At 52.6% G+C, this 12,044-nt stretch carries 11 protein-coding genes; all 11 read right to left on the reverse strand.

All coding sequences use genetic code 11. The annotated features are described in order from the left end of the window. The coding region (locus Q7U71_03285; protein ID MDO9390778.1) for a hypothetical protein at positions 1-971 on the reverse strand (971 nt) is incomplete at its 3' end. Positions 972-1,081: 110 nt separating this feature from the next. Further along, positions 1,082-2,797, reverse strand: coding sequence for an AMP-dependent synthetase/ligase (locus Q7U71_03290; protein MDO9390779.1), 1,716 nt, complete (start codon positions 2,795-2,797; stop codon positions 1,082-1,084). Positions 2,798-2,826: 29 nt separating this feature from the next. Beyond that, a complete protein-coding gene (locus Q7U71_03295; GenBank protein ID MDO9390780.1) occupies positions 2,827-3,510 on the reverse strand; it encodes a site-2 protease family protein in 684 nt (227 codons plus the stop codon). Between the two features lie 105 nt (positions 3,511-3,615). Continuing rightward, positions 3,616-4,788: a 1-deoxy-D-xylulose-5-phosphate reductoisomerase gene (locus tag Q7U71_03300; GenBank protein MDO9390781.1), complete on the reverse strand. Its 1,173-nt coding sequence runs from the start codon at positions 4,786-4,788 to the stop codon at positions 3,616-3,618. A 43-nt stretch (positions 4,789-4,831) separates the two neighbouring features. Further along, entirely contained in the window at positions 4,832-5,761 is a 930-nt protein-coding gene (locus Q7U71_03305; GenBank protein MDO9390782.1) for a glycosyltransferase family 2 protein, read from the reverse strand. Positions 5,762-5,773: 12 nt separating this feature from the next. Then, positions 5,774-7,003: a T9SS type A sorting domain-containing protein gene (locus Q7U71_03310; GenBank protein MDO9390783.1), complete on the reverse strand. Its 1,230-nt coding sequence runs from the start codon at positions 7,001-7,003 to the stop codon at positions 5,774-5,776. A gap of 235 nt (positions 7,004-7,238) precedes the next feature. Continuing rightward, positions 7,239-7,766: a type II secretion system protein gene (locus Q7U71_03315; protein ID MDO9390784.1), complete on the reverse strand. Its 528-nt coding sequence runs from the start codon at positions 7,764-7,766 to the stop codon at positions 7,239-7,241. A 23-nt stretch (positions 7,767-7,789) separates the two neighbouring features. Then, positions 7,790-8,212 (reverse strand): hypothetical protein, encoded by a 423-nt coding sequence (locus tag Q7U71_03320; GenBank protein ID MDO9390785.1) that lies wholly within the window; start codon positions 8,210-8,212, stop codon positions 7,790-7,792. 1,218 nt (positions 8,213-9,430) lie between these two features. After that, positions 9,431-10,351 (reverse strand): class I SAM-dependent methyltransferase, encoded by a 921-nt coding sequence (locus Q7U71_03325; GenBank protein MDO9390786.1) that lies wholly within the window; start codon positions 10,349-10,351, stop codon positions 9,431-9,433. Between the two features lie 17 nt (positions 10,352-10,368). Beyond that, positions 10,369-11,049, reverse strand: coding sequence for a glycosyltransferase family 2 protein (locus Q7U71_03330; protein ID MDO9390787.1), 681 nt, complete (start codon positions 11,047-11,049; stop codon positions 10,369-10,371). Beyond that, positions 11,046-11,981 (reverse strand): SDR family oxidoreductase, encoded by a 936-nt coding sequence (locus tag Q7U71_03335; protein MDO9390788.1) that lies wholly within the window; start codon positions 11,979-11,981, stop codon positions 11,046-11,048. The genes Q7U71_03330 and Q7U71_03335 overlap by 4 nt, the downstream gene beginning before the upstream one ends. Positions 11,982-12,044 lie beyond the last annotated feature (63 nt).

Genomic DNA, 12,044 nt, shown 5'->3' on the forward strand with positions numbered 1-12,044 from the left:
AGGGCCCCGTTCAGGGCCTCCACCTTGGTGGTAAGCGAGGATTCCTGGGCCTGCAGTTCGCCGATCCTCTGCCGGATCTGGTCCTCTTCCTGCTTAAGGGCCTGATGCCTCTCCAGCACCTGGGATTCTGAGTTCTTGACCTCTTCTATGCCCTTGGCCAGTTCGTCTTTTTCCAAAGCCAGGGCCTTGATCTCCGCCCTTACCGCTTCGGATTCCTCCCGGCTTTTTTGGGCTTCGGCCAGCATGTCGCTCTTTTCCTGCTCGGCCATGGTCAGGTCGGACAGGATGGCAGCCTGCTGGTTGCTGACCTCTTCGATCTTTTGTTTTAAGGCTTCCTCCTCCGCCTTGAATTTGCCGACCCGGCCTTCGGCCTCGGCCGCCTGGTCCTGCCAGGACTTCAGGGTCCCGTCCACTTCGGCCAGCCTGGCCTCATGCTCCTTGAACCTGGAATCGACCTCGCCCTGCTCGGCCTGCCGGGCCTGGATGGCCTGCTGCAGCTTGGCCAGCTCGCTCTTCCAGCTGTCGGCCTGGCTCTGCTGTTCGGAATGGGACTGCTCCAGCATCATCAGGTCGGCCTGCAGGCCCTGGCTCTTTTCCTCTATGGCCGCCAGTTTTTTATTGTCCTCCCCCATCTGCTGGTTTATCTTCAGCAGCTCGGCCCGCTTCTCCCATATCTTGGTGGCCAGGTTGGAATCCTCCTTGGTGCGGTCGTCCAGTTTGCGGTTGATGTCGTCCAGCTTGCCCTGGGCTTCCTCCATCCTCTGGGCCATGGACATCTCCTCGCCCAGCGATTCGGCCAGCCTCTGGTTGACGTCCTCCAGCATCTTCTTGCGGTCGGCCACAAGCTGGTCCAGCGAGGTATAGCTGCGGCGGCCCTGCTCCACCTGGGTGATCAGGGCTTCCTCCTCCTTTTTGAGGGTGTCCATGGGGCTGAGGGGCGCCTTTTCTTCTTTTTTCTTGGAGAACAACATGGCCTGAAAGCCTCCATTGTTTTTTGATTGGGAGATTGCCTGCTTTGGGGTTTGCCGAATATTTACCGTTTGCTCCGCGCCGGAGAAGGATTGGGAAGCGTTTCGGGGTCCTAAACCTGCACTTTTTTACCGACGAACAGGTACCGCTTGATCTTGCGGGTGGTGGTCTTGGGAAACTCCTCCTCCCGCAGGGAGAAATGCTTGACCCGCTTGTAATCGGCCAGGTGGCTGCACTGGTGCCTGACCTCTTCCTTTAACAGCTTTTCTATCTGGGCCGTGTCCAGGGTAAGCTTGTGCTTGGCCGCATATTCATCCAGGGCCTCGTAATTGGGAAAGAGTATGGCGTGAACCTCCTCCCGATCGGTCTGGGGGTTCTTTTCGCCGATCACCAGCGCTTCGGTGATGAACGGGCTGTTCAGCAGCTGGGCCTCCACCTCTTCGGGGTAGATGTTCTTGCCGGCGGCGGAGACGATCAGGTTCTTGGCCCGGCCGGTGATGAACAGACAGCCCCGCTTGTCGATGTAACCCAGGTCACCGGTCAGCAGCCAGCCGTCCCGCATTACCGCCTCGGTGGCCTTGGGGTTCTTGTAATAGCCCATCATCACGTTGGGCCCTTTGGCTGCGATCTCCCCGATCCCGTTGCCGTCGGGGTCGAGGATCTTCAGTTCCACGCAGGCCACGGGTGCCCCCACCGAGGCGTGGTCCGGGTTCTTGACGGTGTTGATGGTCAGCACCGGGGATGATTCGGTCAGGCCGTAACCCTGGACGATTGCGAAACCCAGGGTCTCAAATCCCTTTCCCACTTCCACGTTCAGGGCTGCTCCGCCCGAAACGAAAAGTCTGAGGCTGGACAGCCCGGCCTTTTCCCGCAATGACTGGAAAACCTTGCCCCCGGCCCTTTTCCCGGTGACAGACTTGATGGACCGGACCAGTCCGTTGGAGGTGTTGAAAGCCATCCGGGTAAGCAGGGGCTTCTCTTTTACCGCCCGGGTGATGCCCTGGTACATCTTCTCGAACAGCAGCGGCACCCCCACCATCATGGTGGCCTGGCTGTCCCGGATGTCGTTGATGATGTCCCTAGACTTCAGAGATTGAGCATAGGTAATTGTGGCTCCCACGTACAGGGGGACCAGCATCCCGCAGGTTGCTTCAAAGGTGTGGTGCAGAGGCAGCACCGAGATGAAATTGTCGTGATGGTCGTAATGGAAGATCTGGTAGCTTCCGTCCACGTCTGACATGATGTTCTTGTGGCTCAGCATCACCCCCTTGGACTGCCCGGTGGTGCCGGAGGTGTAGATGATGGCCGCCAGATCGTCCAGCTGGACCTGACGTTTAAGTCCTTTTGGTTCCGGCGTTTCGTATAGAGCCGGAAGATTGTTCAACGAGAACAAATGCTTCAGGCTGGAAAGTTTGCTGGTTGCCTCGTCCACCGCTTCCTTGAAACTATTGGTGGCGAATATGGCCACCGCCTCGGAATCGGTCAGGATGTGCCGGATCTCCTGGGCCTTAAGCTGGGTGTCCAGGGGAACTATCACCGCCCCCAGGCTGGCTATGGCCATGTAGCCCTCCACCCATTCCGGGCAGTTCTCGCCGATCAAAGCCACCCGGTCTCCGAACTTGATGCCCTTCTTTGACAGCCCGGCCGCCAGCTGCTCCGACCGTTCTTTGAGGTCCCGGTAGGTAAGCTTGTAGAACTCGCTGCCCCGTTTGATCTGGAGGGCAGTGTTGTAGGGATACAGCCCGGCCGAACGGGCCAGCATCCCCTTGATCGTGATCAGGCCCAGGCCCTCCCGGACCGGATAATGCTTGTTGCTGTAATTGTGCATATTACCGTTGATTTATGGTTTTTGTTTTTCTAACGAGGCATGAATTGGAACAACTCCGGACCTCCGAAGAACTGCGAGATCAGGACCACCGGCAGGGCCAGCACGTAGGAAAGGAAATTGATCCTGGTCAGCTGGATGATTATTATCAGCGCCAGGAAGATGAACATTCCGTATTTCTCCAGGCTCAAATACTTGGCCGAAAGCGGCCCGGGCAGCAGCCCGGCCAGGATCTTGGAGCCGTCCAGCGGCGGGATGGGGATCAGGTTGAACACTGCCAGGGCGGTGTCTATCAACACAAAGTAGAACAGGATCACCAGCACCGGATGCAGCATGGTCTCCGGCCCCCCGTAAAAGGGATAAAGCAGGCGGAAGAAAAGCCCTGCCGCTGCGGCCACCAGCAGGTTGCTGCCCGGCCCGGCCGCCGAGACCCAGATCATGTCCCGTTTGGGATTTTTCAGGGCAAAGAAGTTCACCGGCACCGGCTTGGCCCAGCCAAACACAAACGGAGCCTTGAAAAAAATCAGCATGGCCGGGAAGATGAAACTGCCGAAAAGATCCAGGTGCTTCAGGGGGTTAAGGTTAAGCCTGCCCATCAGGAAAGCAGTGGAGTCCCCTCTTTTGTAGGCGATGAACCCGTGGGCCACTTCGTGAATGGTAATGGCGAACAGCACCGGGGGGATTATCAGGATATATTCTAATATTTTTGAATCCATATCGGTCGATAGTTATTGGTTGATTGGTTGAGCATCGGGCTCTCCTGACATGCAGGGTTCAGGCCGCCTGTAACATTTAAGAATAACAGACCCGGAGCCGGATTGTCAATGTTTATTTGGCCTGAAACTGGTTAGATCGTCCTGCGCCATCAGCCGGGCTGAATGGTCGGCGGAAACGACATCCGCAACTGACCGGACCACGGCGGCCTGGTGTTTTTTCATCACTCCGGAGATCAATTCCGGGATCTGCAGAAAACCTATCCTGCCTTCCAAAAAGGCCTGCACCGCTATCTCGTTGGCGGCATTCATCACCGCCGGGATCACTCCCCCCCGTTTCAAAGCCAGATAGGCCAGGTCCAGGCATTTGAAGGTCATCCGGTCCGGTTTATGAAAAGTGAGCTTACCCAGTTCGTCCAGCCGGCAGTCCTTGACCAGGGAAGGCAGCCTTTGGGGATGGGTCAGGGCGTATTGGATCGGCAGCCTCATATCGGGCGTGGACAATTGGGCAATGATGGAGCCGTCGTTGAACTCCACCATGGAGTGGATAATGGACTCGGGGTGGATGACTATTTTGATCCGTTCCGGCGGGATGCCGAAAAGGTAATGGGCCTCTATCATCTCCAGCCCCTTGTTCATCAGGGTGGCGGAGTCAATGGTCACCTTTTGCCCCATGGACCAGGTGGGGTGGTTAAGAGCGTGGCGTGATTTGACCCGGTTCAGCTGTTTAAGATTGTGGTTGCGGAATGGCCCGCCCGAGGCCGTCAGTATCAGGTTCTTCACCGTCTTGACATCCCGGCCGTCCAGGCACTGGTGCAGGGCCACGTGCTCGCTGTCTATGGGCAGCAGCCTGACCCGGTTCTTTTTGACCGCCTGCATCACCAGCTGCCCCCCGGCCACCAGGGTCTCCTTGTTGGCCAGGGCCACGTCGTGCCCGGCCCGGATCGCTGCCAGGGTCGGCTCCAGGCCGGCCGAGCCCACCAGGGCGTTCACCACCATGCCGGCTCCGGGGAGCGCAGCCAGTTGTTTTAAGCCCTGCGGACCTTTGACCAATTTGAATCTCGCACCCGGTTCTTCTATCCCCGCCATGCCGGCAGCCTTGTCCCCGATGCAGACCATCCGGGGCTTGAATTGTTTTATCTGCCGGGCCAAAAGGTCAAAACGAGAATTGGCCGCCAGCCCTACCACCTGGAAAAGACCGGGGTATTTGGCAACGACCTCCATGGTCTGGGTTCCGATGGAACCGGTTGAGCCCAAAATGATGATGTTCTTTTTTTTCAACAAGCTATCAAACTATTCTTTATTGATCTTTGACTTTTGGATCTTATATCTTCCGGTAGACCGGAATGTCCTTGCCCTGTTCCTGATACAGCCGGAAAAGCATTTCGGCCAGCAATCCGGTAAAAATAAACTGGACGCTGATGATGATCAGCACCAAACCCAGCAGCAGCAGGGCCTGATGCCCCACTTTGCCTATTATCAGCCCTTCGATCACGATCACCAGGTCAATCAGAAATCCAATGCTCCCGACGACCAGGCCGGCCAGCCCAAAGAAATGCAGGGGCCGCCGGATGTACTGGGTCAGGAAGGTCACTGTCATCAGGTCAAAGAAACCGCGCAGCGCCCGGGAGGCCCCGTATTTGGTGACCCCGTGAATGCGGGGATAATTCTCCACCTTGATCTCGGCCACCCGGTAACCCTTCCAGTAGGCCATGGCCGGAATGAAACGGTATAGGTCTCCGTAGACCTTCAGGTTCTTGACCACCTCGTTGCGGTAGGCCTTGAACGGGCAGTTGGAATCATGGACCTGGAATTTGGTCAGCTTGCGGGCCACCCAGTTGAAAAGTTTTGAGGAAATCGACCTTTTGCCCTTGCCGGTGTACTTCCAGCCAGTCACCAGGTCGTAGCCCTCTTCGATCTTTTTGAGAAAATTCGGGATCTCCTCCGGGGCATCCTGCAGGTCTCCGTCCATGGTGATCACTATGTCGCCCCTGGCTTCGGCGAAGCCGGCGGTATAGGCCTGGGCCTTGCCCGAGTTCTTGGCCAGGCTTACGGCAAAAATATTCTTGTCGTTTTGCTTGGCCTTTTCCACCGCCTTTACTGTTCCGTCCCGGCTGCCGTCATCGACAAACAGAAGTTCGTAGCTGAGTTTCAGTTCCTGGCAGACCTTGGTTAACCGCGCCGAAAGTTCGGCGATGTTCTCTTCCTCGTTGTAGACCGGTATCACCACCGAAAGGTTGATCTTATCTGGCATTATATTGATCCTTTATTTTAAAACTACGAATTTACCTTTACCCACAAGGGGGCCTGCCGTTAACCTGTAAAAATATATCCCTGAGGAAACAGGTCTTGAATTGCCGCCATTATCGCCCAATTTAAAACTATGGGTCCCTGAATTTTTCAAACCCAGATTGATCTCATCAACTTTTTGGCCGCAAATATTGAATATTTCAAGACTGGCCGGAACAGAACCGGAAAACCCATGCAAGCTGTAACGGATGGTAATTTGAGCCTTTGTAGGATTAGGGTAGGCGGCGGTATTTAACGCAGGCCTTCCAGGTTGATTTAACTGAACCGGATATCCTTCCACCCCCAGTTCCTGATAGCTGGTCTTTCGGGCATATATGTCCCAACTGGCCGAGGTATCGCGAAGATCCATCCAGACAGCGGATAAAACATTCCCATCAGAAGCCAGTGCCAGACTGTGCCGGTATCTTTCCCCGGTGGCCATACCGCTGCTTAGCTTGGCATTGTTGCCTTCCGGCTGGTTGTAATCGTAAAAACGCTGGCAATAATTGTCCACCCAATCCCTTTCATCGGTCCATCCGACCACGAAGCGGTTGCCGGAAGACGGGACCACGGTGGGGTGCCCGCCCCAGATCAGGGTATCTTCGTTCACCGCCACATTAGTGCCCACTGGGGTTCCGGCGGAATCGCAGAATTGAGTCATGATCGCCATACCCGCAACCGTCAGACGGTTCCATGAGAGGCAGTAGTTGCCCGAATCGTTTACAGCGATTACCGGCTGAGCATAATCCAGATTGACATCGCGAGAGTTTACCCGCAGAGAATTGCTTATGGAATTGCCTATTGGATCAAACCTGCGCCATAAGATATTGCCGGTTTCCGACTGCCAGGTAATGGCAAAATTGCCATCGGGCTTCATGCATATCTTGGGATCACACCCCGCTGAATCGCCCAGCGCTAGGTTGCCGCCAACTGGACTGCTCAAGGCAGAATATCTTTGTCCGTATATTTCCCAGCCGCTGCGGGAATCCATCCAAATAACGGTAAAATTTCCCTGGCTGTCGGAGGCAATATCCGGACAATACCTTTCGGCCAGGCTGCCGTCGTTGACCTTGAAAGACGGGGCCAGGGAGTCACCGCTGGCATCAAACATCTGGCCATATACATCCCAGCCGTTGGAAGAATCGCTTATCTCCATCCAAACTGCGGCATATCCCGAATTCGCTATTGCACAGATGGCCGGCAGCATCCGGTATTTTGGGGAATCCAGTTTTAAATTGCTGCCTATCGGGACACCGGCGGTATCCAAACATTGCAGGTATAAAAAAGAACTATCCTCAATGTCTTCCTGCCACATCAAAGCCGTTCCCTGCTCTCCGGAGACTATGGCCGGCCAACCCTGCCAGGTTTTGCTGATATCATCATTGACCCGGATGTCGGCGCAGGCCATGGCAACAGATAGTGTCAGAAAAATGAATACGGCACTATTTCTTCTCATGACTGGCCCCCTTTCCACCGTAGGTCAATATTAGCATTAATGGACGATATGCTCCCATAGCCGTTATTTTATAACCAACAGCATAATTCCCTTCTCCTGCTGGATTACCGTCAGCATCCAAACCTAAGTAATAGACACACCCAAACGGTTTTCTTGAGAGACCGTTTCTTATTGCATCGTGTGTCGAATCAACCGGATTTACAAAATCTGCAGGGATCAGCGCTTCCGCCGGGAATGGTTGTTTGGTGGCACCGGCCATTACGTTATGGTTGGTGGAAGAAGCAGGACACGCTTGGGCAACCTCAGTATTTATGCCGCCGGGATAAACCCCATCTGCCTGAGTGGAAAAATCTTCGGCGCTAAGTTGTATGCTGTGCATATTGGCAATTATTGCCGCTTGCTTGGCATTCTCAGCGGAGGTTACATACTGTGAATATCCGATGGTTGCCAGCGCAAGAACAATGAACATTGATGCCAGGAATTCCAGTAACGAGAACCCTTGTTGGTTTTTCATGGTAATTCCTTTCGGGGGTTTACTTACTTTATTACCTGTAGAACATAGGTGGGCGGTTCGCCCTGGGCGTAAATTATCTTATATTTCTTGTCCAGCAGCGGCTGGATGGCCGGGATCAGGTATTTCTGCCCGGTGCCGCTGACCGGCTCCACCATCACGTAATCGGCCCGGTCTATCACCTTCAACACCGAGTCCCGGTTGGCGGTAAAGGGATAGCAGAATGTTTTCCTCTGGGCCGAAAGGTAGAACAACGACGGCTTGCGGGAAACCACGATGCTGTTTTCCGGGGTGCTGGCTTTGATCCATTCCGCGGCGGTGAAGAAACTGCGCCAGGCTGGATCGTAGCCCGCCAAATGATCCCCCTTGCGGTAGGCTTTTTGCATCTCCAAATTGTTGCCCACCTCAGGCAGAATAATGGCCACTGCTGCTATCAGCAGTATCATCATCAATACTGTTATGACGGCTTTAGTGAAAACAATGTTAATTTGGTTCGTCAGCCAAATTACTCCAAATAAACTAAAATACAACAACAACGGATATATTGGGACAAGATAGCGGTCACTGCTTACAGTGGGATGCCAAACTAAAGTCAAAATCATATATCCCGTCAGATACAAACCCATAAGCACCCCTTGACGGCGCCATTGCGTCACTATCCCGGTTATAAGGAGTCCAAAGCATATCGCCGCAATGACAATTCGCCCACCACCGGCTAAACCAGATATCGCTGTCCTGGCCACCGGCAAATACATTGCCGGTAAAACCGATCCGAAATATATTTGCCAATTTTCCGCCATCCGCTCCAACATATCAAAAAACCCCAATCTTCCGGCGTCAAGATTGTAAACATCCTTGGTGAAAAATATGCTTACCGATTGTCCCATGCCGCTTCCGGTTTGATGGTTATAAACGGTCCAAGGTAACAACAAAAGTAGCGTAATAATTGCGGAAATAACCACTGCCTTCCAATTGCGCCGAAACATAAAATAAACCACTATCGCTCCAAGTAAGGTTATGCCGTTGGGGCGAATATAATAGCTGTAGGCCGAAACAATTAGTCCCAAGACCAATAATAAATAGGACAGTCCTTGTTCGCGTTCAGACCGTAGAATCAGCAACAAACCGGCCAAACTGAAAAAATAATACGGGATCTCTGTCAAGGCCAAGTGTGAGAATTCAAGTAGAGAAGGATTTAGCCCTGTCAGCAACAAAATCATGACCGGCAATACTGACCGCCAATCACCCTCGCTCCTGGATATTCGGTGCATTAATCCATACACTACCCAACAACCGGCGATCAGACAGATTACCGAAAACAAATTATATATCAAAAAAGATTGGTTGAAAAACGCGCCGATCGCTGTCAACAATAAAGGATATCCGAAAGGGTATTGATGATGATACGGCTCTCCCGGCATATATAGGTCCCGATAACCTTTACCCTCCAGCAATGACCGGGTCAGTGAAATATAGGTGCCGTTGTCACCGCCAGTGGATTGTTTAGGGTCAAAAGATATCAGAGCCGCCAACAGCACGATGCTTAAACATGAGATCAACACCAATAAGCGGTGGTTTTCAATAAAGCCCGTTAATCGGTGCAATTTACTTTTGGGCATTGCAAGGGACGAAGCTGTTTTATTCTGTTTTGATTTCCGGCCCATCTGCTACTCCTTTTTCTTTCTGGCCACTATGGACATCTTATCCTTGGGATCAATATACGTAAATGTTTCATATATGCCTGCTCTTTTCATAATCCACTCAGCTACTTTTATGAGACCCGGCCAATAACAACGCAATCGATTAAGGGCAAACTTCCAACTTACATATTTACCGGCCGTGCCGGACCAAACGATTTCAAATCCATTCTGTTTTAATATTGTTTCAAGCAATTGATGGGAGAAAAAATAGATATGTTCCTGTGGCCGCTGATATTCAACCCATTTTGATCCGAATATTTTGGCATGCAGGCTTCCGCTGTCAGGAGTAATCAGAGACAAGACGCCGCCTGGCTTCAGCAAGATCTCAATTCTTTTCAAGTCACCAATCGGATCAGGGGAGTGTTCTATGGTATCCCACATAGTGATCAGATCATAACTGGATGGTTGAAGTTTGGGGTTCGTCAGAGCCCCTACCAAAATATCATGCCCGTATTTATCGCGACCCACCTTAGCCATATCGGCTGATACTTCAAGCCCCCGGGACTGCCAGCCGTTAAATTTGGCCACTTCCATCAGAAAACCACAGGCTGCGCCAATATCAAGCATTGAACCGGTTGTGGGGAGATAACCGGATAATCCGTTCCACCGCTTTTGGAATGTTTTAATGATGGTATCATGCTCAGCAATGTAATCATCATAACCGTAAACTACTGAATCATCGCTTTTAAAATAATCAATAGTGTAGAGAACATTGATAGCGTCAGCAGTCAACCGGGGGTTCACATAACGCAAACCGCATTGGGCACAGTCCACTATTTGAAATCCCTGAATGATAAAGCATTTTACAGGCTGATTTGATCCGCAGTTATTGCAGACAACATATTCTTTTTCCTTTTCCTGTCTGACAGTAATGACTTTCTTAAGCATAAGACCTTTTTCTAATGTTAATCTGTGAAACGATATTTCAGTAAAGTATACAGGGCAATGATTCCGTCACGGGCACGTATCTTTTTCCCTTCTTCATAGGTCCGTCCATCGTATGAGATGGGCACTTCATATATTTTCAATTTCTGTTTTAGCAGTTTGCCTGTTATCTCGGGTTCTATGTCAAACCCTTTGCTTTTCAACGTCAATCGTTGCAGTTTTTCCCGGCGCACCAGTTTATAACATGTTTCCATATCCGCAATCCAGGCATTATAGACCAGATTGGTCATGAATGTCAAAAACTTGTTGGCCAGGGCATTCCAAAAGTAAAGCCCTGTGTGAAGGCCCATGAACCTATTGCCAAAAACAACATCGGCATTTTTGAACTGGGCGATCTGGACCATGTGTAAAATATCATTTGGGTCATATTCCAGGTCGGCGTCCTGTATGATGATGTAATCTCCAGTACATTCCCGGATCCCGGTGCGGATGCCAGCGCCCTTGCCCAGATTGTGGGGATGCCAGCAGATCTTGATTCCCGGCTGGCCTTCGTAGGTTTTCAGGATATCCCTGGTGCCGTCGGTGGAAAAATCGTCCACAATCACCAGTTCCTTTTCCACCTCCACTGCCAGAACTCTGGAAATTATCTTTTCGATGGTGGCCTTTTCGTTGTACACCGGCATGATGACCGATAGTTTCATTTATCCTCCTTTTTAGAGAACCAATCTATTGTCTTTTTTATCCCTTCTTCAAAGCCGACCTTCGGCTCCCAGTTCAGTGTCTTCCGGGCCCGGGTAATGTCGGGCCTCCTTACTTTTGGGTCATCGGCCGGCAGGGGTTTATTCTCGATCGGGGCGCTGGTGCCGGTGTATTGTTGAATGTTCCTGGCGAATTCCAGGATGGACATCTCGTGGGGGTTGCCCAGGTTTATCGGCTGGTGTTCCGTAGACTTCATGGTCAGATAGATCCCCTCTATCAGGTCCGAGACATAGCAGAAACTGCGGGTCTGGCTGCCGTCCCCGAATACCGTCAGCGGCTGGTTATGCAGGGATTGGTCTATCAGGGCCGGCACCACCCTGCCGTCGTCCAGCCGCATCCGCGGCCCGTAGGTGTTGAAGATCCTGACGATCCTGGTATCGACCTGATGGAACCTGTGATAGGCCATGGTCAGGGCCTCAGCATAGCGCTTGGACTCGTCATAGACGCTGCGCGGCCCGATGGGATTGACGTTGCCCCAGTAATCCTCGCTCTGGGGGTGCACCAGCGGGTCGCCGTAGACCTCGGAGGTGGAGGTCAAAAGGAACCCGGCCTTCTTCTCCCGGGCCAGCTCCAGCAGGTTATGAACTCCGTAAGACCCCACCAGCAGGATCTCCAATGGTATCTTCACGAAGTCAATGGGGCTGGCCGGCGAGGCCAGGTCGAAGATGAAATCCACCGGCCCTTCTATGTTGAACGGCTTGGTGACATCCTGTCTGATGAAACTGAAATCACTCCTGCCCTGCAGATGGCTGATGTTATCCAGGCTCCCGGTGATCAGGTTGTCCAGCGCCAGCACCTGATGCCCATCGGCCAGCAGACGGTCGCACAAGTGAGAGCCTAAAAAGCCCGCCCCTCCGGCTACCAGTATCCTCATCGGCCGATCCCCTTGTAAGTGAAGCCCAGTTCCTTCATTTTAAGTGGATCGAAGATATTTCGC

This window comes from bacterium (assembly GCA_030655055.1).
Taxonomy (GTDB): Bacteria; Edwardsbacteria; AC1; order AC1; family EtOH8; genus UBA5202.